The following is a 19,876-nucleotide window of genomic DNA, read 5'->3' on the forward strand; positions in this document are numbered from 1 at the left end:
ATCCGGCTGCTTTTTCTCCGGCGCATCCTCCCGCAATGATCGTGTCGTTTGCCGCTCGACGCCCTGTGGGGCGGCGGCCTCCGGGCCATCGCGTCAAGGCGGATCTTGCGATGGATTGGCGGCGGAGAATTGCACGACTTCACCCGGAACGCCGACTAAGCTATGGGCCGCCGGACACATGAACGAAGCAATCCTCCACCGCAGCACCAATTTCTGCGACGCCTGCACGGTCCGCAATCGCGCGATCTGCGGCGATCTCGACAATGAAGAGATCGTCGCGCTTAACGCGATCGGGCAAAGACGGCAGTTGACCGCAGGCGAGAACCTTCTGTGGGAGGGCGACGAGGCCGTCGTGGTCGCCAATGTCGTCGAAGGCCTGCTGAAGCTGTCGAGCAGCACGAGCGACGGGAAGGAACAGATCCTCGGCATCGCCTTTCCCGGCGATTTCATCGGGCGTCCCTTCGGCCAGTCCACACCCTATTCGGTCGAGGCGCTGACCGACGTGCTCGTGTGCGTTTTCCGGCGAGCCGATTTCGACCGCTTCGCCCGCGAACATCCCAAGCTCGAGCACAAACTGCTGGAGCGCACGCTTTCCGAACTCGACCGCACGCGCAAGTGGATGCTGCTGCTCGGCCGGATGACAGCGGAGCAGCGAGTAGCGACCTTCCTGCTCGACCTTTCTTCGAGGACGGCCGCGCAGGAACCCGCTGGAGTGCGGGGTGGCACTTTCGAACTTCAGCTCAGTCGCGGCCAGATCGCCGACGTACTCGGGCTGACGATCGAAACCGTCAGCCGCGAGTTCACCAAGCTCAAGAAAGCCGGGATCGTGTCTCTCCCCAACCGCAGGGAGGTCGCCATCGAAGACCGCTTCGCACTCGAAGACCTGGCCAGCTAGCAACCTCCCCGCATTGCGGGTCAGAACCGGTAGCTGAAACCGGCGCTCAGCACCCAGGGATCGAGGTCATGCTCGGTCTCGATCGCCAGCGTGTCCTCGGCGTACCAGGTCGCGGTGGTCCCCACGAAGTACTTCTTCGCATCGAGGGTCAGGCCCAGGCCGCTCTTGTTCAGCGGCACATCGACGCCCGCCTGAAGCACGAAGCCGAATTCGTCGGACAGGTCGGTTTTGGTGACGCCCAGCGGCACCGTCGCAGAACCGGGATCGACATCGACCCAGAGAAAGTAGGTCACGCCCGCCCCGACATAGGGCTTCAGGCTGCCCAGATCGACGTGCGCCTTGCCGGTTACCGTCGCCGGGATCAGCTTGGCATCGGCGACCAGTTCGGCCCCCGGCAGCCCGGCTACCGCGTCCACATCGTGCTGGGTCATGCAACAGATCGTCTCGACCGAGAAATTATCGTTCAAAAAGTATTCGAGGGCGATCGTCGGGACGAAATTGTCGTTTGCCTCGGTCTGCGTATCGGCGGGAAGGCCGACAGTATCGACATTGACCGAAGTAATCTCGCCATCCGGCGAGACGACCGTTCCCAGGAGCTTCACCTGGAAATTGCCCTTGTCTTCCTGCGCGGCAGCGGGCGTTGCAAGAACTGCGGTCCCAACAAGCAATGCGGCGAGCAGTTTCTTCATCTCTTCGGTCCTTCTAGAATTCCGTGTCGTTTAATACGGCCACTCGTTGCGAGCGACGGATGAAGAACTGCTCGCATCGCGGGGGAGCTGCATTGACACAGATCAAGAACCGAAAAGAGCGCGGTGCGGTGTGAAATTTGATCCACCGCAAAGACGTTGTCTGTTCGATTGTTAGGGTGAGGGCATGTGGCCTTATCATCCAGACCTGCTGGAAACGCCCGTTCCGCGTTACACCAGCTATCCGACGGCGGCGGACTTCGATGTCCTGCCTGCCTGCCATTATCGCACCGCGCTGGAACGGGTGGAGGGCGATGTGTCGCTCTATCTCCATATCCCGTTCTGCGAGCAAATCTGCTACTATTGCGGCTGCAACACCGGAAAGGCGAACAAGCGCAAGCGCCTGGAAAGTTACCTGCGCGCGCTGCACCGTGAGATCGAGACTGTTGCCGCCCTGCTGCCGCGCGGGACCCGCGTGCGGCGGGTCGCGTTTGGCGGCGGGAGCCCCAATGCAATCGCGCCGGTCGAATTCCTGCGGCTGGTCGATGCGCTGACAATCCATTTCGCGATGGATGATCCGACCTTTTCTATAGAGCTCGACCCTCGCACGATGACCGGCGAATGGGCGCGAGTGATCGAGGCGGTCGGTGTCGAGCGCGCCAGCCTTGGTGTGCAGACCTTCGCCGGGCATTGCCAGGAAGCGATCGGCCGGGTGCAACCGGAAGAATTGATCGTCCAGACGGTCGACTGGCTGCGGGAAGCAGGGGTCGGATCGCTGAACTTCGATCTGATGTACGGCCTGCCGGGCCAGACACTGGACGACCTAGAGGACAGCATGCACCGCACCCGCGTGCTGGGCGCCGATCGTGTGGCACTGTTCGGCTACGCGCATGTGCCGCATATCGTGCCGCGTCAGCGGGTGATCGATGCGACCAACCTGCCCGGCAGGAAGGCGCGTTTCGACATGGCCGCCGCCGGTTTCGGATATTTCCTGACGCACGGATATTTGCCCGTCGGCTTCGATCACTTCGCCCTCGCGGGCAGCGATCCGCTGGCCACCGCCGCGCTGGACGGACGTGTGAAACGCAACTTCCAGGGCTTCACCGACGACCCCAGCGAGATTCTCATCGGTCTGGGTGGTTCGGCCATCAGCAGCTTTCCCGGCCTGCTCGCGCAGAACGAGAAAAACGCCGGTAGATACCGGATGAAAGCGGGCGAGGGGCAACTGACCGTCAATCGCGGTATCCGGCGCACGGCTGACGACCGCTATCGCGGGGCGATCATCGAACGCTTGCTGTGCGACGGACGCAGCCGCGTAGGCGCGCGCTTGCTGGCCGAGGTTTCGCCCCGGCTGACGCCTTTCATCGAGCGCGAGCTGGCACGGATCGATCGCGAATGGCTGTGCATAGAACCCGACGGGCTGCCCTATGCCCGCACGATCGCCGCGCTGTTCGACGACTATCGCGCGGTTTCCCCGCGCCAGTTCAGCTCGGCGGTTTAACGATCGGGAAAGTGGGCCGGTCCGGGTCGGACCGGCCTGCCCGCTCTCGTACGTTCAGCCAGCGGTACCAGTCGTGCCGCACGTATTGCCCGCGATCGCGAAGACCCACAGCAGCACCCTGGCGATCCAGCCCCCGTTAAAAACGAGCACCGCGAACCATACCGCGCCAGGTGAGGCGAATTGCCTGCCCGTGCCGCGGACAAAAGCCCTGCTCTGTCCCGTAGAGAAAATGCGTGCGGCATCGGGCAGATGCATCAGCAGCCAGAGGCCGCATGTTAGGTAGAGCGTCGCAGACGATCCCAGCAGGGCGCCAGAGAACCAGAGCGGCATCGGCGTACTCCTTCAGGTAAGCTCCAGATCGGTCGATTTGCCCGAGCGCTTGCGACAGGTGCCGGCGTGGCACCCCTTGAAGCAAGACTGCGGGGGCGGCTGATCGTCGCCATCTTCCCCGAGCGGAATGGTGATCGTGCCGCCGCCGCACAGCGCGGCGGTGATCGCATTGTTACCCTCGGGCGCGGGGCCAACGACGAGGGGCACGAATGCCAGCAGGGCGAGCCATTCAGGCCTCATCATCGCATGCCCCCTCATCTGGCCCTACCTCTGGCTCGTCATCGATCAGGATCCGGTTCGCGGCTCCGTCCATATCGTCGAACTGGCCGTTGCCGACTGCCCAGAAAAAGGCGACCAGGCCAAGCGCTCCCAGCCCGAGAGCGATGGGGATCAAGAAGGTCAGACCGGTCATCGTGCGGCCCTTGCGAGGCGCAGCGAGTTTGCCACGACCACCAGCGAGCTGATCGACATGGCGATGGCGGCGACCAGCGGCGTGACCAGCCCGCACACGGCCAGCGGGATGGCGAACAGGTTGTAGGCGATGGCGAAACCGAAGTTCTGGCGGACGATCCGCATCGTGCGGCGAGCCGCGATGACCGCGAGGGCCACCGGCATCAGCCGTTCGCCCACGAACACCGCGTCGGCGGCCTGCTGGCTGACATCGCTGGCGGTGCCGGGTGCGATCGAGACATGCGCGGCTGCCAGCGCCGGCCCGTCGTTCAACCCGTCGCCGACCATCAGCGGGCGATGACCCTCGGCCTTGAGCCGTTCGAGCTCGGCAAGCTTGTCTTGCGGCGAAATGCGGCTGGCACCGGCGATGCCCAGATCTTCGGCCACATGGGCGACTGCAGCGGCCCTGTCGCCAGAGATGATCCGACTTGCCAGGCCTGCTTCGCCGATCCGCTCTATCGCAGCGCGGGCATCGGGTCGCAGACGGTCTTCGAAGGGTATCGTCCAGCTGTGGGCCCCGATTCTTAGTTCGACCGCGGTCGATCCCGTATCGGCGCTCGGCCGGGTGAGCGCTACGCGCTCTCCTTCGGCGAGTGCGAACACGCCTTCGCCCGCGACTTCCTTCCGCTCGAGCAACTCGGCAGGCTGAACGGCTTGCGCGTCGATGGCCTTGGCCAGTGCCCGGCTGATCGGGTGACGGCTGGACTGGGCAAGGCCGAGGGCGATGGGCAGGGCGCTGGCGGGCACCTGCGAGAGGTCGGCGGAAAGTTCGCCCAGCGTCAGCGTGCCGGTCTTGTCGAACAGCGCGATATCGGCCTCGGCCAGCCGCTCGAGCGCGCTGCCATCTTTCACCAGCAGGCCCTTCTTGAGGAGCGCGCCCGAGGCGACGACCTGCGCTGCAGGCACTGCGAGGCCCATGGCGCACGGGCAGGTGATGATGAGCACGGCGATGGCGATGACCAGCGACTGGTGCCAGCCCGCACCGGCAATCATCCAGCCCGCAAAGGCCAGCAGCGCAAGACTGTGCACGACCGGAGCATACAGGCGCGATGCGCGGTCGGCGATGCGGACGTAGCGGCTGCGCGATTGCCCTGCCTCCTCCATCAGGCGGGCAATCTCCGCGATCGCGGTATCCTGCGAGGCCGCAGTGATACGCACCCGAAGCGGCTCGAAGAGGTTAATCGCCCCTGCATGCACCACTTGGCCCGGCGCGACGTTTTCCGGCGCGCTTTCGCCGGTGAGCATCGCGTTGTCGATCGCGCTTTCACCCGCTTCGATCATACCGTCCGCTGCGAGCGCCTCGCCTGCTGCGACCTGCATCAGCATACCGGGCTCGAGCCCGTCGGCGTCAACCCGCCTGCTCGACCCGTCGGGCGACAGGACACTGGCGTGTCGCCCCATCCGGCTGAGCAGCGCGGCGATCCCCGCACGGGTCCGGTTGCGCATCGCTGCATCGAGCGCGCGGCCCGCCAGCAGGAAGAACAGCAGCATCGTCGCGCCGTCGAAGAAGGCGTGCTCCCCGCCCGTCGCGGTTTCATAGAGGCTGAGGCCTGTCGCGAGCAGGACGCCGATCGAGATCGGCACGTCCATGTTGGTCCGGCCGCGGCGCACCGCCCGGAGTGCGGAGCCGAAGAACGGTCGCCCGGCGTAGGCGATCACGGGGAGGGCGATCAGCGCCGAGAGCCAGTGGAACAGCTCGCGCGTCGGCCCTTCGGCACCTGCCCAAACACTGACCGAAAGAAGCATGACGTTCATCATGCCGAAGCCCGCCACGGCGAGCGCCTTGGTCAGCTCCCGATCGCGAGGGGCGCGCTGGTCGGCGGTTTCGTCGAGCGCCTGCGCCTCGAAACCAATGCGGTCGAGGGCCACAACGAGATCGAGGTCGTCGATGCCCGGCAAATGATCGACCGTGACCCGCTTGGCCGAGAGGTTGACGCGCGCCGCGTCGACCCCGTCGAGGGCAAGCAGTCCGCGTTCCACCTTTGCGATGCATCCTGCGCAGTGCATGCCCGGGATCGTCAGGCGGGTTTGCACAAGCGGCAGGGCATTCTCGCGATCGATGGCGAGGGAGACGTTCACTGGATTTCAGCCTCGATGATCCGCTTGCGAGCGCCATCCTCCAGAGCGAGCCGCAGCGTCCAGCGGCCTTCATCGAGGGGAACGGTCGACACGAAGCGATTTTCGCCGTCGCGAACGAACGGGAGCGCTCGGACGCCGCGCTCACCGAGGGGACGGCGCGCAACTGCGGAAAGTTCGGCGCTCTGTGGGGCGCCTTCGGTGGCGACCGCAATCGCTCCGTCCGGCTCGCGGGTGGCGGACATTGTCCAGCCTGTCGCCTCCTGCTCTCGCGCCTCTTCGAGCCACTGGTTGTAGTTCTGGCTGGCGACATAGGAGTTCTTGACCACGACCCCGCCGAACCCGCTCGTGGCCAGCGAGGCCATGTAGAAATTGACCGCGATCACGATCCCGAAGCCGCCGACCATAACGGCGGCCATGTGCTTGCCGGTGAACTTGTTCATCATGATCCTCCTGCGGGTGCATCGAAGCGTGTCTCGACCGAGTCGGTCTCGCGCTGTTCGTCGAGCGAGGTCAGCCGGAAGGTGAACTCGCGCGACGTCGTATCGCTCGGCGCGACGACATACGCGCGAACCGTACGGATCTGGTCGGCGGGCACGTTGAAGGTCTGGATCGGGGCGGCTTCGTCCCGGTTGATCGTGTCCGACCACAGCAGCGCGCCGGGCAGGCCTTCGATCGCGACTTCCATTTCGCGCGGGCGGCTTTCCATGTTGCGCAGCTTGAGCGTGTAGGAATTGCGGACCGAACCATCGCTCATCAGCATGAAGGGCGGATTGCGATCGGGCGAGACGGTCAGATCGGTGTGCGTCCGCGTGCCCAGCGCAAAGAGCAGCCCGGCACCGATACCGCCCCAGACGCCGAAATAGATGAAGGTGCGCGGATGAAGCAGCGCCTTCCACGCAGGCTTGGGTTCATGGCCGAGCGTTTCCTCACGGCAGCTTTCGAGCGTCGCGTAATCGATCAACCCGCGCGGGCGGCCGATATCCTTCATCACCTTGTCGCAGGCATCGATGCACAGTGCGCAGGTGATGCAGCCGATCTGCGGCCCTTCGCGGATGTCGATCCCCGTCGGACACACCGCGACGCACTGGTTGCAGTCGATGCAGTCGCCGAAATGCTCGGGGTCCTTGCGCGACTTCTTCAGGCTGCCCCGCGGCTCGCCGCGCCAGTCCTTGTAGGTGACGATAAGCGATTTCTCGTCGAGCATCGCGCTCTGGATGCGGGGCCAGGGGCACATGTAGATGCACACCTGTTCGCGCATGAAGCCGCCCAGCGTGAAGGTGGTCAGCGTCAGGATGCCGACGGTGGCGTAGGCGACGGTCGGAGCCTGGAGCGTGAAAAAGTCCGACAACAGCGTCGGCGCGTCGGCAAAATAGAGAATCCACGCGCCGCCCGTGGCGAGGCTGATCAGGAGATAGATCGACCATTTGAAAAGTCGCCGGGCGATCTTCTTGGGGCCCCACGGCGCCTTGTCGAGCCGGGCGCGCGCGTTGCGATCCCCGTCGACGAAACGGTCGATATGCTGGAACAGGTCGGTCCAGACGGTCTGCGGGCAGGCATAGCCACACCATGCGCGCCCGACCGCGCTGGTGACGAGGAACAGCCCGATCCCCGCCATGATGAGCAGGCCCGCAACGAAATAGAATTCGTGCGGCCAGATTTCGATGCCGAACATGTAAAAACGGCGATTGGCCAGATCGACAAGCACCGCTTGGTCGGGTGCGAAGGGGCCACGATCCCACCGAATCCACGGCGTGACGTAGTAGATCGCCAGGGTGACGAACATGACGAACCACTTGAAGCGCCGGAAAGGTCCGTCGATCCGCTTGTTATGGACCGCCTTGCGCTTTTCGTAGAGCTTTTCCGGCATCTGCGTACGCGGGGGCTCGTGCGGTTCGTGCCGCCGGGTTGTCGCACCCGGCTCGGCCACCGCGCTGGAGACGGGCTCGTTCGTCTTGGCAAGCCCGTCTTCGGTCATGACCGACCAGTCGCGCCGGTCGCCTTCGGGTTGGTCAGGGTTGTTCATCGACCTCCACCTCGGGATCCTCTGCGACCTCTACGAAGTCTTCGCCTCCCCCGAGCGAATGGACATAAGCTGCCAGCATCTTGATCGTGACCGGGTCCAGCCGTTCATGCCAGGCAGGCATCGCACCCATTTTGGGATTGAGAATCTGGCTGCGCAGCTGCTCGCGATCGCTGCCGCGCAGCCAGATCGCATCGCTGAGGTTCGGCGCGCCCACGTCGCGTCCGCCTTTGCCCTGCGGACCGTGGCACGCGGCGCAATTGTCGGCGAACAGCTGCGCACCGGCAGCATTGGGCTGTGCCTTGCCGCTGAGCGACAGGACATGGTCGATCAGGTCGTCGAGCTGCGTCTGGTCGAGCGCGCCTTCGAACGGCGGCATTTGGCTGAATCGGGTCTCGTCGTCTTCGGTCCAGCGAATGCCATGCGTGATGGTATATTCGATGGCCCTCAGGTCGCCGCCCCACAGCCAGGCGTCATCGTTGAGGTTGGGGTAGCCGAGCTGCTGATCGCCCGCGCCGCCCGAACCGTGGCACTGGATGCAGTTGACCTTGAAGGCGGCCTGTCCGCCGGCAACCGCGCGGGCCATCAGCTCGCCGTCATCGGGCAGTCGTTCGATCGGCGTCTTGGCGAGCTGTTCGCGGAAGCCTTCCTGTGCCTGATCGGCAACGCGCATTTCCTCGGCCAGTTCGCCGCGGCTCGACCAGCCGAGCACACCGTCGGTCGCCTTCTCCATCATCGGCCAGGCCGGGTAGAGGATTACGTAGACGATCGCGAAGATGATGGTGAGGAAGAACGTCCACAGCCACCACCGCGGAAGCGGCGTGTTCAGCTCCTCGATCCCGTCCCACTCGTGGCCGACGGTTTCGGTGTTGGTCGCCTCGTCGATGTGCTTATTCGCCATCGGTCTCATCCTTGAAAATGCTATGGGCCGCGTTGTCGACGCGCTTGTGGGCGCCGGGCCGGAATGGCCACAGACACAGGCCGAGATAGACGAACAGCATGGCAGCCAGACCGATGCTGTCCGCAAAGTGCCGCAGCTCTTCGTAGAAGGTCATCGGCCCGTCTCCTCAGCCAGCTCCTCGAGCGGGGCGCCGCTTTCGAAATCGACAAGGGTGCCGAGCATCTGGAGATAGGCGATCAGCGCATCCATCTCGGTCACGCGGTCGGGATCGCCGTCGAAGTCCCGGATCTGGGCCTTGGGATAGCGCTCTGCGAGATCGCCCGCGTCGACGTCGGGATCGGCCTGCGCGAACAGGTCGGCCTGCGCCATTTCGACGTCGCGATCGCCATAGGGAACGCCGACCGTGCGGAGCGTGCCCAGCATGGCGTCCGCGTCCGTGATCTTCAGGTCGCGTTCTGCAAGGAAGCCGTACTTGGGCATGATGCTTTCGGGCACCACGCTCTGCGGGTCGGTCAGGTGCTGGACATGCCATTCGTCGGAATAGCGTGCACCCACGCGCGCCAGATCGGGCCCGGTCCGCTTCGACCCCCACTGGAAGGGGTGGTCGTACATGCTCTCGGCCGCCAGCGAGTAGTGCCCGTAACGCTCCACCTCATCGCGGAACGGACGGATCATCTGGCTGTGGCACGAATAGCAGCCTTCGCGGATGTAGATGTCGCGCCCCGCTTGCTCCAGCGGGCTGTAGGGGCGGACGCCTTCGACTTCCTCGATCGTGTTGTCGATCCAGAACAGGGGCGAGATTTCGACTGCCCCCCCGATCGCCACGGTGACGAAGGTTGCTACGGCGAGGAGCGTGATATTGCGCTCCAGCTTCTTGTGTTGCTCTGTCAGGCTCATCGATCAGGTCCTATTCGGCGGGCACGGTTTCGGGCCGGGTGCCGACAATCGGTTTGTCTTTGTCCGCGTCGTACGGCGTTTCGGTCATCGGAGCCTCGTCGCGCAGCTTGCCCGACAGCGTCATCCAGATGTTGAACGTCATCACCAGAGCGCCCGAGAGGTACAGCAGCCCGCCGGTCATCCGCATGATGAACATCGGGTGCAGCGCGGCTACGGTGTCGGCGAAGCTGTTCACCAGGTAGCCGTCGGCGCCGTATTCGCGCCACATCAGGCCCTGGGTGATCCCTGCCACCCACATGCTCGCGGCGTAGAAAACGATGCCGACGGTCGCGAGCCAGAAGTGCCAGTTGATCATCCGCAGCGAGTACATCCGCTGTTTGCTCCAAAGGCGTGGCACGAGGTAGTAGACGCAGGCGAAGGTAATCATCCCGTTCCACCCCAGTGCACCCGAGTGCACGTGGCCGATCGTCCAGTCGGTGTAGTGGCTGAGGCTGTTGACCGATTTGATCGACAGCATCGGGCCTTCGAAGGTGCTCATCCCGTAGAAGGCGAGCGCCATGACCATCAGGCGGATGATCGGATCGGTGCGGACCTTGTCCCACGCCCCGTTCAGGGTCATCAGGCCGTTGATCATCCCGCCCCAGCTCGGCATCCACAGCATGATCGAGAACACCATGCCCAGTGTTTGCGCCCAGTCGGGCAGCGCGGTGTAATGCAGGTGGTGCGGACCGGCCCAGATATAGAGGAAGATCAGCGACCAGAAGTGGATGATCGACAGGCGGTAGCTGTAGATCGGGCGTTCGGCCTGCTTGGGCACGAAGTAGTACATCATCGCCAGGAAGCCGGCAGTCAGGAAGAAGCCGACCGCGTTGTGCCCGTACCACCACTGGGTCAGCGCATCCTGCACGCCTGCAAAGGCACTGTAGCTGCGCGAGCCGAGGAAGCTGACGGGCACCGCAAGGTTGTTGACCACGTGCAGCATCGCGACGGTCACGATGAAGGCGAGGTAGAACCAGTTGGCGACGTAGATATGCGGCTCGTTACGCTTGAGCAGCGTGGCGACGAACACCGCCAGATAGGCGACCCACACGATGGTCAGCCACAGGTCCACGTACCATTCGGGCTCGGCATATTCCTTGGACTGCGTGACGCCCAGGACATAGCCGGTTGCCGCGAGCACGATGAACAGCTGGTAACCCCAGAACACGAACCGCGCGAGGCTGGGTAGCGCCAGCTGTGCGCGGCAGGTGCGCTGCACCACGTAGAAACTCGTCGCCAGCAGTGCGTTGCCGCCGAAGGCGAAGATCACCGCCGAGGTATGCAGCGGGCGCAGCCGCCCGAAGTTCAGATAGGGTTCCACGTTGAGCCACGGGAAGGCCATCTGCGAAGCGATGAAAACGCCTGCGAGAAGACCCACGACGCCCCAGAACATGGTCGCGATCACACCCCAGCGGATGATCTCGTCGTCATATTTCGACGGGGTGTCGGGCATCTTGAAGAAACTGCGTCCGCCCGCGATCGGATCGAACCGCCCCGCGGTGATCCAGATCATGGCGAACGAGATAACTGCGATGATGACCGCATGTGCCGCGAATCCCGCGTCCCTGGCGGTGGCAGCGGCTGCCAGCGCCAAGAGAAGCAGGAGGAACCACAGCATTGCCCTTGTGAGCGCTGCTTCGATTTTCATGGATTGCCCCTTCTGTTTGCGGGCCGACTAGGACGGCGCGAACCACGCCGCATTGATCGAGATCAATTTGCTGGAATTTTATGCCGCCACTGGAAGTTCGCCGGCACAGCGGGACAGACCCTGCCGGTCCAGGACCCGCAGGGCCGAGCGCCCTTCGGTTTCGATCAGCCCGAGATCGCGCAGTTCGCTGAACTGCCGGCTGACGGTTTCGATCGTCAGGCTCAGGCAATCGGCGATCTCGCTGCGCGACATCGGCAGGTCCAGCCAGGCATCCTGGTCGGCATCGGCCGCAAGGCGATCATGGATGCCGAGAATGAAGGAGGCGACCCGTTCCTGTGCCGAACGGCGGCCCAGAATGATCGAGGTTTCCCTGCTCTTGGCGAGGGCATTCTCGGTCTCGCGCGAGGCCAGCTTGAGCATCGCGAAATTCTCCGGCCCCGCCTTGGACAGGCTGTCGGTCGGGATGGCGAGGGCTTCGCAGGCGGAAAGCGCGGTGAGCGCGAAGCCATACCGGCCCTGCGCGGGAACCTGCACGATGTCGCCTTGGAAGTGGAAGCTCAGGATCTGTTCGCGCTCGCTCGAAACGAAGGCGGAAAGCTTGCATGCTCCCGAGCCGACGAACACGTAGAAAGCGCGCTGCGGATCGAGATCGAGCCGCTTCCCTGCCGCCAGATCCGCCGCGAAAGCGTTGTGCCGCAACCGCAGAATGGCCGCGTCGGCCAGCTCGGGCGGGAGCGCGCGAGTCGCGAACTCGTCGAAGAGATCGGGGAAGTTCATTGGGTGTCCTTTCCTGACGGGGAGGGAGTACCCCGAAGGCGGACGTGCTTCCTTGATCTGTATCAATGTGTGCCGAGGGCCCCCGGTGCCAAAGCGCCGCGTGTCGATGGCAAGGTCGTCGATTCTTCAGCCCGCGTTGGCGGCCTAATCTTCCCGCGCCAAATCGGCAGGCCGATCAATATCGAGCAGCATCCTGTCGCCACGCGGCTCGACGCAGCCTGCGCGCGAAATCTCGAGGCTGCGCGCGCCCTTGTCGCCCGTCAGGGTTTGCAATTGCGCGAAGCTTTCCCGATCGAATGCCGCCGGCGTGCCTGCGCTTCCATCCGCCTGACGCGTGAAGAGTGCGCCGCTGGCTTCCCCAAGCATGCGAAGATGACCCGCCTCGATGTTCGGCATGTCGGCGAGCGCGATGACGGCGCGTTGGTGACCGGATGCTGCGGTGATTCCGGCAGCGATCGAGGAGCCCATTCCCCGGCCCGCTTCGGGATTGAGGACCGTGTGCCACCCGCGCGGTGCGTGGAGGCAAGAATGATCGCCGACAACCAGATAGCGGCTCACGAAGCCCGCGCTCTCCGCCGCCTCCGCCGCCCATTCCCACAACGGTTTGCCCTGAAACCGGGTCGTGAGCTTGTCACTTCCGAAACGCCGGCTGCGACCCGCGGCGAGCAGGACGAGCGCGATCGATGGGTCAAGCGGCGTCAAGCAACCGCTCGTACTGTGCAACGATCTCCGCGAGAGCGGACAGCGCCAGTGTCGCGGGAGTCTTGCACGATGGGATCAGCCCTACCGGGCTGCGGATGCGTGCGATCTGCTCCTCGGCCAAACCGCGCCCGGCGAGCGCGAGTGCCCTCGCGATGCGCGCATTCTCGCCGCCCTGCGCGCCGATGTAGAACGCTTCGCTTTCGAGCGCCTGTTCAAGCAGGGCCAGCTCCCACTCGTGGTCGTGGAACAGCAACAGGGCGGCCGTCCACCGATCGAAACGACACGCCTTCGCGCGCTGGCCCAGTGTCAGCCCGTCCTTGTCCGCGCGTTGAACCGCAATGCCCATTGCGGTGGCGAGGGAGGCGAAGGATTCCAGCTCCGGCCCTTCGCCGAAAGCCGCGACCGCCAGCGGCGGGATGAAGCGGCGCTCCGCAAGCGGAGAAATCTCCGGCAGCGCCAAGCCAGCCGGCCGCCGGTCCGCGAGCAAGTCCGACACGCGGCTACAGGCGCTGCGGTCTGGTGCGGGATCGAGGAGGATGTCGAGCCCGCCGCCACAGGGCAGGCGGAAGTCGATCTTCGCAGATCCGCGCCCGTATCGCACGACCCTTGGCCTATCGAGGCGGCGCATGTCGGAAGCCAGTTGCGATTCAAGGCATCCGTCGGCGAGCGAACCGATCGTACTCCCGTCGGGGAGGACCGCCAGTTGCGCGCCCAGACGACGGGAGAAGCTGCCTTCTATCCCGACAATCGTGCACAGGCCGACGCCCGCTTTCGTCGCCGCGGTCAGCGCCGCATGGTCCTCCGTCAGTTCTCCCGGTTTCGCGGGCAGCGTCTCCATCATTCGGGCATGGCCGCCAGCACGCGGTCCGGGGTCATCGGATAGTCGAACAGGCGGGCTCCGCTGGCGTTGTAGATGGCACTGGCGATCGCCGCCGCCCCGCCGCACATGCCCAGTTCGCCGATACCCTTGGCCTGGATCGGGCTGGCCGCAGGGTCGCGTTCTTCGACCATAACGACGTCGAGGTCGGGCACGTCGCGATGGACGGGCACGTGATACTCGGCGAGGTCGCAGTTCACGAGGTGACCGTCGCGCGGATCGAATTCGAGCGCCTCGGTCAGCGCAAGGCCAATGCTCCACGTAATCCCGCCAAGACATTGCGAGCGCGCGGTCGTCTGGTTGAGCACGCGGCCGAAGCCGAACGCGCCGAGCATGCGGTCGACGCGCGTTTCGCCGGTAAAGCGATTGACGCGAACCTGCGCGAAGAAGGCGCCGAAGCCCGAAGCGGTGTAATCGTCGGCGATATCGCCCGGCTCGTAATGGCCTTCGCGGGCGAGGTCCTTGCCGTCCAGCAAGTCGGTCAGCGACTGCCCGTCAGATGTGCGACCGTTGGACAGTTCCAGCGCGGTCTCTTCCACGCCGGCGCGTTTCGCCAGTTCCTCGCGCAGCGCCTTGCACGCGACATAAACCGAGGAGCCGCTCGATGCCGCGCCCCAGCTTCCGCCGGACCCCGGCCCTCGCGGATGATCGGTATCACCTAGGTCCACCAGCACCTTTGCCGGATCCAGGCCGAGCATCTCGCCCGCGATCTGTGCCAGGATCGTGTAGGTGCCGGTGCCGATATCGGTCATATCGGTCTCTACCACCGCAGTGCCGTCGGACTTCAGCGTCACGCGCGCCTTGGCTTCGCCCACGTTGTGGACCCGCGCCGCGCTCGCCATGCCGGTGCCCACCCACCATTCGCCTTCCTGGCGCTGGCGCGGCTTGCGGGGGCCGGAGTCCCAGCCGAACGCTTCGGCGCCGGTTTTGAGGCATTCCGCCAGCTTGTGCGAGGAGAAGGGAAGGTCTTCTTCCGGGTGCCGATCGGGAATGTTCCTGAGCCGCAATTCGACGGGGTCGATCCCGGCTTCCTCGGCAAGCGTGTCCATTGCGCTTTCCAGCGCGGGCATACCCACTGCCTCACCCGGCGCACGGACCGATCCGGCCGTCATTTGATGGATACGCGCCACTTCGAGCAGCAGTTCGCGGTTCTCGGCAGCGTAGAGGAAGTGCGAGGATTGCAGAACCGGCTCGGCAAAGGTTTCTCCGGGCAGGTTGGAAACGAGCGCCTCGTGGCCGAATGCGGTCAGTTTGCCGTCCGCGTCACAGGCGAGACGCAGGCGTTGCGTCGTTTCGGAGCGGCGCATGATGCACTGGAACACCTGCTGGCGCGACATCACCACCCGGACCGGGCGCTCCAGTTCCATCGCGGCGACAGACGCGGCAACGACGTCCTCGCTCACGCCGAGCTTCGATCCGAAGCCCCCGCCCACGAAGCGAGAGACGAGGCGGACCTTTTCTTCGTCGAGATCGAGCGAATCCGCGAGTTCGGAGATGTTGTAGTTGGGCATCTGCAGCGATGCATGGACGGTCAGCTTCTCGCCGTCCCATTCGGCGATGGCGGCATGGGGTTCCATTGCGGCCGAAGCATGGCCCTTGGTGGTGCAGGTGACATCGACCGAGTGGGCAGAGCTGGCCATTGCATGCGCCAGATCGCCCTGGTGAACCGTCTCGTCCTCCTGCTCCTCGCGTTCGGCGGTCGCAGGATCGAGCGGTGCGCCGTCCTCCTCGCGATATTCGACCACGATGTGCTTGGCCGCGTCGCGCGCCTCCTCGAAGGTTTCGGCCACGACCAACGCGATGGGCTGGCCCCAGTAGCACACGGTACGCGGGGCCTGCTGCGGCGCCTCGCCGGCTGTTCCCTGTGCCGCGCGCGTGGTCAGGCGCGGGTCGTCGATCACCGCGATCACGCCGGGCATTGACAGGACGCTGTCCTTGTCGATCCGGGTGATTTCACCGCGCACGATGGTGGAGGTGACGAGCACGCCTTCGGCGCAATTCTCGATCGGGTATTCGGCTGCATAGGGTGCGGTGCCGGTGACCTTGGCCATGCCGTCGAGACGGGGCATCGCCTTGCCGATGACGCCCTGGGCCATGCCGTCGAGGCGGTTGGACGTGTCGGGCTCGTCCTGCTTGAAATGCACGGTCATGCGGCCTCCTGCGTTGCTTGCTCGAGGACGGCATGAAGCGTTCGCCGGGCCAGTGGGATCTTGAAGTCGTTTTCGCCGAATCCCTGCGCTCCTTCGAGAAGCGTGTCTGCGGCCTTGTCGAACAACTGTGCGGACGGTGTGCTGCCGACCAGCACTTCGCCAATGCGCGGATCGTGCCACGGCTTGTGGGCGAGCCCGCCGAACGCGAGATCGGCGCGCGAGAATACCCCGTCCTTCATTTCTACGATGGCCGCAATCGACACGAGCGCGAAGGCATAGGAAGAGCGTTCGCGCACCTTGCGATAGATCTGCGTTCCGCCGACCGGCGGCGGTAGCGTCACGGCGGTGATGACCTCACCCGCTTCGAGGACGTTCTCGATCCACGGCGTGTCGCCGGGAAGGCAGTGGAAGTCACGTACCGGAACGGTCCGGTTTGCGCCATCGGCAGAGGCGATCTGAACCTGCGCGTCGAGCGCGCTCATCGCCACCGCCATATCGCCGGGATAGGTCGCGATGCACTGATCGCTGGTCCCGAGCACGCCATGGAGCTTCGCGATGCCGTCGATCGCGCCGCAGCCGCTGCCGGGATCGCGCTTGTTGCAGGGCTGGTCGATATTGGTGAAGTAGAAGCACCGGGTGCGCTGGCACAGGTTGCCGCCGGTGGTCGCCTTGTTGCGCAGTTGCTGGGTCGCACCGGCAAGGATTGCGCGGGCAAGGACCGGGTAGTCTGACCGCACCCTTGCGTGCACCGCCGTTTCCGTATTGGTCGCCAGCGCGCCGATCGAAAGGCCGCCGCCATCCAGATCGTCGATTTCGGCGAAACCGATGCGATTGATATCGGCCAGTTGACCTGGTGTTTCCACCTGCAGCTTCATAAGGTCGACCAGATTGGTCCCCCCCGCGATCATCATCGCGGTATCATCGCTGACGATTTGCGCCGCGTGGGTGAGCGAGTCTGGCCGGGTATAGGCAAAGGGCTTCATGCGCTTTTCTCCGCAACGTCGCGGATAGCGGCGACAATGTTGGCATAGGCGCCGCAGCGGCACAGGTTGCCGCTCATCCGCTCGCGGATTTCCTCGCCGGACATGGCGATCTCGCCTTCCAGCGTCTCGCTTGCATCGCTGGGCCAGTTGGCGGCGATCTCGTCGAGCATCGCGGTCGCCGAACAGATCTGGCCCGGCGTGCAGTAGCCGCACTGGAAGCCGTCATGTTCGAGGAACGCCTGCTGCATCGTGCTCGGCGCGTTCGGAGTGCCGAGCCCTTCGATCGTGGTCACCTCGTCACCGTCGTGCATCACTGCGAGCGAGAGGCAGCTGTTGATCCTGACGCCGTTGACGATGACGGTACATGCTCCGCACTGGCCGTGGTCGCAGCCCTTCTTGGTCCCTTTGAGGTCGAGGTCGTCCCGAAGATAGTCGAGCAGCGAGACCTGCGGGTTTTCGGGAACGGCGTGCGTTGACCCGTTGACGGAGATTGTTCGAGCCAAATCGGCCTCCCTTTTCGGATGCAACCATCGGCGCGTGAAAAGTGTCCAGAGAACATGAACTTCCTACCAGAGGGGCGCATGGCAGGTGGGCCGGGATGGTGCAGGGCGCCAGACGGCCTGTTTGCGGAAACTGCCTTCTGGCAGTCTCCCTCAGGAATCGTCTGGCGTGCTGCTCGCGATCATGTCCATCATGTTGCGGGCCGCCTCGCGGTCGTCGGGGTCCTTGAAGGCGACGTCCAGATCCGGGGCTGCGTCGAGCATGTAGAGCAGCGTCCACAGAGCAAAACGCTTTCCCCGGTCGCGCTCCAGCCCGAAGTCGACGCGCATGCGATCGATACCCGCGGGCAGCGCAACGGGATCGACTTCGGCCAGATCGGGCGTTCCGAAATAGCGCAGCAGCAGGTCTTGCATCTCCATTCCGCAGCGCTAGCGCACCCGGAGCAGCGTGCAAACGACGCGGCTCCCATTTTCTTTGGGCACAGCGTGAATAGGCTGGTAGGGGCGCGCGCATGCTTACCATCGACGGTGTCACAGTGCGGCTTGGCGGCCGGCCAATTCTCGAACGCGCCAGTGCGACGGTGCCCGTGGGCGCGCGCGTCGGCCTGATCGGTCGCAACGGTGCGGGCAAGTCCACCCTCATGAAAGCGCTGATCGGCGAGATCGAGCCGGACGAAGGCGAAGTCAGCAAGCCGTCGCGCTCGCGCATCGGCTATATCGCGCAGGAAGCGCCCAGCGGGACGATGACCCCGGAGGAGGTCGTCTTGGCCTCCGCGACAGAGCGCGCGCAGCTGCTGGAAGAGCTCGAGACCTGCACCGACATGGACCGGATGGGCGACGTCCATGATCGCCTGCTCGCGATCGATGCCTACAGCGCTCCCGCGCGGGCGGCCAAGATCCTGAACGGCTTGGGCTTCGACGAGGAAATGCAGCAGCGCCCGGTGGAAAGCTTCTCGGGTGGCTGGAAAATGCGCATCGCGCTGGGCGCGCTCCTTTTCTCCGAACCCGACATCCTGCTGCTGGACGAGCCTTCGAACCACCTCGACCTCGAAGCGACTTTGTGGCTCGAGAACTTCCTCAAGTCCTACCCCGCCACACTGGTGGTGATCAGTCACGAGCGCGACCTGCTGAACAAGGTGGTCGACCATATCCTGCACCTGCAGGGCGGCCAGCTGACGCTCTATCCCGGCGGGTATGACGCATTCGAGAAGCAGCGCGCCGAACGCGCTGCGCAGCTGGCGGCGGCCAAGGCTTCGCAGGACGCGCAGCGGGCGCGCTTGCAGGACTATGTCGCGCGCAACAGCGCCCGCGCCTCGACCGCCAAGCAGGCGCAGTCCCGCGCCAAGATGCTGGCGAAGATGCAGCCGATCGCGGCGCTGATGGAGGACCCGAGCCTCAGCTTCGACTTCCCCGACCCGGAAGAGATGCGCTCCCCCATGATCACCCTCGAGCAGGCGGCGGTGGGCTATGGCGAAGCGCCGCCGATCCTGAAACGGTTGAACTTCCGCATCGAGGCCGACGATCGCATCGCGCTGCTGGGACGCAACGGCAACGGGAAGACCACGATGGCGCGGCTTCTCGCGTCGCAGCTCGCCCCGGCGGAAGGCGAGGTCAACGCGCCCGGTCGGCTGAAGGTCGGTTATTTCACGCAGTATCAGGTGGAAGAACTGGCCGGCGAAGACACGCCGCTGGACCTGATGAACCGCGCGATGGATGGTGCCTCGCAGGGTGCCGTCCGTGCGCAGCTGGGTCGGTTCGGATTCTCAGGTCCCCGCGCGCAGCAGCGGGTGGACAAGCTATCGGGCGGGGAACGCGCGCGGCTGGCGCTGGCACTGATCACGCGCGATGCGCCGCATCTGCTGATCCTCGATGAGCCGACCAACCACCTCGATGTCGACGCACGCGAGGCGCTGATCCAGGCGCTCAACGACTATTCCGGGGCCGTCATTCTCATCAGCCATGATCGCCACATGGTCGAACTGACGGCGGACCGGCTCATCCTGGTCGATGGCGGGACGGCGCGCGAATATGCCGGGAGCATGCAGGATTACATCGATTTCGTTCTCGGCCGGAAGCCCAAGGAAGACCGGAGCGGCGGCGGCAACGGCAAATCAAACGCCGCACGCGGCTCGAAGTCCCAGAAACAGGCGCAGTTCGCGCGCTCGGAGCTGACCAAGGCGGAGAAGAAGGTGGAGCGCCTGACCGCCGATGTCGAAAAGCTCGATGCGCTGATCCTCGAACGCAGCGGAGTGCCGCCTGCGCAGAACGGGGTATCGATGGAAGAGCTCCTGAGGCAGCGCGCCGAAGCCGCCGATACTCTGGCCAAAGCCGAAGAAACCTGGCTGGCCGCCTGCAGCGAGCTCGAAGCGATCGAGCAGGGCTAGCGCGCTCGGCGCGTGCGACGCCCACTTTGCGCGAATGCACAAAGTTAAAGCGGGCAA

At 64.8% G+C, this 19,876-nt stretch carries 21 protein-coding genes; 3 read left to right on the forward strand and 18 right to left on the reverse strand.

Annotated elements, in window-relative coordinates; translation table 11 throughout:
- The first annotated feature begins 178 nt into the window (after positions 1 to 178).
- The gene (locus ACYQ0L_RS12345; protein WP_459789538.1) at positions 179 to 895 is read left to right on the forward strand and encodes a Crp/Fnr family transcriptional regulator; all 717 of its coding nucleotides are present in this window, start codon (positions 179 to 181) and stop codon (positions 893 to 895) included.
- A 20-nt stretch (positions 896 to 915) separates the two neighbouring features.
- On the opposite strand, the gene ACYQ0L_RS12350 is transcribed toward ACYQ0L_RS12345, so the two are convergent.
- Positions 916 to 1,584, reverse strand: coding sequence for an OmpW/AlkL family protein (locus tag ACYQ0L_RS12350; RefSeq protein ID WP_459789540.1), 669 nt, complete (start codon positions 1,582 to 1,584; stop codon positions 916 to 918).
- A 184-nt stretch (positions 1,585 to 1,768) separates the two neighbouring features.
- On the opposite strand from ACYQ0L_RS12350, the gene ACYQ0L_RS12355 reads away from it, so the two are divergent.
- Positions 1,769 to 3,082: a radical SAM protein gene (locus ACYQ0L_RS12355; RefSeq protein ID WP_459789541.1), complete on the forward strand. Its 1,314-nt coding sequence runs from the start codon at positions 1,769 to 1,771 to the stop codon at positions 3,080 to 3,082.
- Positions 3,083 to 3,136: 54 nt separating this feature from the next.
- On the opposite strand, the gene ACYQ0L_RS12360 is transcribed toward ACYQ0L_RS12355, so the two are convergent.
- The 17 genes from ACYQ0L_RS12360 to ACYQ0L_RS12440 form a co-directional block, all read right to left on the reverse strand.
- Positions 3,137 to 3,412 (reverse strand): hypothetical protein, encoded by a 276-nt coding sequence (locus tag ACYQ0L_RS12360; protein ID WP_459789542.1) that lies wholly within the window; start codon positions 3,410 to 3,412, stop codon positions 3,137 to 3,139.
- A gap of 12 nt (positions 3,413 to 3,424) precedes the next feature.
- Positions 3,425 to 3,655, reverse strand: coding sequence for a hypothetical protein (locus ACYQ0L_RS12365; RefSeq protein WP_459789543.1), 231 nt, complete (start codon positions 3,653 to 3,655; stop codon positions 3,425 to 3,427).
- A complete protein-coding gene (gene ccoS / locus ACYQ0L_RS12370) occupies positions 3,642 to 3,824 on the reverse strand; it encodes a cbb3-type cytochrome oxidase assembly protein CcoS (protein WP_459789545.1) in 183 nt (60 codons plus the stop codon). Before ccoS ends, ACYQ0L_RS12365 begins: the two co-directional genes overlap by 14 nt.
- A complete protein-coding gene (locus tag ACYQ0L_RS12375) occupies positions 3,821 to 5,941 on the reverse strand; it encodes a heavy metal translocating P-type ATPase (RefSeq protein ID WP_459789546.1) in 2,121 nt (706 codons plus the stop codon). Before ACYQ0L_RS12375 ends, ccoS begins: the two co-directional genes overlap by 4 nt.
- On the reverse strand, positions 5,938 to 6,381 hold the full coding sequence (locus ACYQ0L_RS12380; protein ID WP_459789547.1) for a FixH family protein: 444 nt from the start codon (positions 6,379 to 6,381) through the stop codon (positions 5,938 to 5,940). Before ACYQ0L_RS12380 ends, ACYQ0L_RS12375 begins: the two co-directional genes overlap by 4 nt.
- Positions 6,381 to 7,808 carry a cytochrome c oxidase accessory protein CcoG gene (gene ccoG / locus ACYQ0L_RS12385; protein WP_459789670.1) on the reverse strand — a complete coding sequence of 476 codons (1,428 nt, stop codon included), beginning with the start codon at positions 7,806 to 7,808 and terminating at the stop codon, positions 6,381 to 6,383. The genes ACYQ0L_RS12380 and ccoG overlap by 1 nt, the downstream gene beginning before the upstream one ends.
- A 142-nt stretch (positions 7,809 to 7,950) precedes the next feature.
- Positions 7,951 to 8,862 (reverse strand): cytochrome-c oxidase, cbb3-type subunit III, encoded by a 912-nt coding sequence (ccoP, locus tag ACYQ0L_RS12390; protein ID WP_459789549.1) that lies wholly within the window; start codon positions 8,860 to 8,862, stop codon positions 7,951 to 7,953.
- Positions 8,852 to 9,016 (reverse strand): cbb3-type cytochrome c oxidase subunit 3, encoded by a 165-nt coding sequence (locus ACYQ0L_RS12395; protein WP_459789550.1) that lies wholly within the window; start codon positions 9,014 to 9,016, stop codon positions 8,852 to 8,854. Before ACYQ0L_RS12395 ends, ccoP begins: the two co-directional genes overlap by 11 nt.
- Positions 9,013 to 9,759 (reverse strand): cytochrome-c oxidase, cbb3-type subunit II, encoded by a 747-nt coding sequence (gene ccoO / locus ACYQ0L_RS12400; protein WP_459789551.1) that lies wholly within the window; start codon positions 9,757 to 9,759, stop codon positions 9,013 to 9,015. Before ccoO ends, ACYQ0L_RS12395 begins: the two co-directional genes overlap by 4 nt.
- Positions 9,760 to 9,769: 10 nt before the next feature.
- On the reverse strand, positions 9,770 to 11,446 hold the full coding sequence (gene ccoN / locus ACYQ0L_RS12405; protein ID WP_459789552.1) for a cytochrome-c oxidase, cbb3-type subunit I: 1,677 nt from the start codon (positions 11,444 to 11,446) through the stop codon (positions 9,770 to 9,772).
- Between the two features lie 78 nt (positions 11,447 to 11,524).
- The gene (locus ACYQ0L_RS12410; protein WP_459789554.1) at positions 11,525 to 12,223 is read right to left on the reverse strand and encodes a Crp/Fnr family transcriptional regulator; all 699 of its coding nucleotides are present in this window, start codon (positions 12,221 to 12,223) and stop codon (positions 11,525 to 11,527) included.
- A gap of 144 nt (positions 12,224 to 12,367) precedes the next feature.
- A complete protein-coding gene (locus ACYQ0L_RS12415; RefSeq protein ID WP_459789555.1) occupies positions 12,368 to 12,925 on the reverse strand; it encodes a nucleotidyltransferase family protein in 558 nt (185 codons plus the stop codon).
- On the reverse strand, positions 12,912 to 13,766 hold the full coding sequence (locus ACYQ0L_RS12420) for an XdhC family protein (protein ID WP_459789557.1): 855 nt from the start codon (positions 13,764 to 13,766) through the stop codon (positions 12,912 to 12,914). The genes ACYQ0L_RS12415 and ACYQ0L_RS12420 overlap by 14 nt, the downstream gene beginning before the upstream one ends.
- On the reverse strand, positions 13,763 to 15,952 hold the full coding sequence (locus ACYQ0L_RS12425) for a xanthine dehydrogenase family protein molybdopterin-binding subunit (protein ID WP_459789558.1): 2,190 nt from the start codon (positions 15,950 to 15,952) through the stop codon (positions 13,763 to 13,765). The genes ACYQ0L_RS12420 and ACYQ0L_RS12425 overlap by 4 nt, the downstream gene beginning before the upstream one ends.
- The gene (locus ACYQ0L_RS12430) at positions 15,949 to 16,935 is read right to left on the reverse strand and encodes an FAD binding domain-containing protein (protein WP_459789559.1); all 987 of its coding nucleotides are present in this window, start codon (positions 16,933 to 16,935) and stop codon (positions 15,949 to 15,951) included. Before ACYQ0L_RS12430 ends, ACYQ0L_RS12425 begins: the two co-directional genes overlap by 4 nt.
- On the reverse strand, positions 16,932 to 17,438 hold the full coding sequence (locus ACYQ0L_RS12435) for a 2Fe-2S iron-sulfur cluster-binding protein (protein ID WP_459789561.1): 507 nt from the start codon (positions 17,436 to 17,438) through the stop codon (positions 16,932 to 16,934). Before ACYQ0L_RS12435 ends, ACYQ0L_RS12430 begins: the two co-directional genes overlap by 4 nt.
- 150 nt (positions 17,439 to 17,588) lie before the next feature.
- Positions 17,589 to 17,855, reverse strand: a complete 267-nt coding sequence (locus tag ACYQ0L_RS12440; RefSeq protein WP_459789562.1) for a hypothetical protein — start codon at positions 17,853 to 17,855, stop codon at positions 17,589 to 17,591.
- 92 nt (positions 17,856 to 17,947) lie between these two features.
- Between ACYQ0L_RS12440 and ACYQ0L_RS12445 the strand changes: the two genes are divergently transcribed.
- The gene (locus ACYQ0L_RS12445) at positions 17,948 to 19,819 is read left to right on the forward strand and encodes an ABC-F family ATP-binding cassette domain-containing protein (RefSeq protein ID WP_459789563.1); all 1,872 of its coding nucleotides are present in this window, start codon (positions 17,948 to 17,950) and stop codon (positions 19,817 to 19,819) included.
- Positions 19,820 to 19,876: the final 57 nt, after the last annotated feature.

Source organism: Alteriqipengyuania triglochinis (assembly GCF_054655655.1).